1 protein-coding gene is annotated in these 216 nt (G+C 55.6%); it reads left to right on the forward strand.

What is annotated here, in order from left to right:
- Window positions 1-216 (forward strand): hypothetical protein (locus ACM0OW_RS25970; RefSeq protein WP_414553613.1); only part of this gene is annotated, 216 nt, incomplete at both ends.

Raw genomic sequence — 216 nt, forward strand, 5'->3', positions numbered from 1 at the left:
TGGACCACACCGATCTTCAGCATGTGATGGTGTATTACAACGCTCGATCGGACATTGTCACGAAGCTGGATAAGACCATCGCGATGCAATTGGCTCCATGGGCCCAGTCGTTCATGGGAAGCGTCGTGCAGAACGAGAGCGCTGCCAACAGAGGGGACGACCCGGCTAGCCGGATACGACATTTGGACAGACGCCAAGGCAAGCTCGAGAACATTG

This window comes from Anabaena sp. CCY 0017 (assembly GCF_963920885.1).
GTDB lineage: Bacteria > Cyanobacteriota > Cyanobacteriia > Cyanobacteriales > Nostocaceae > Nodularia.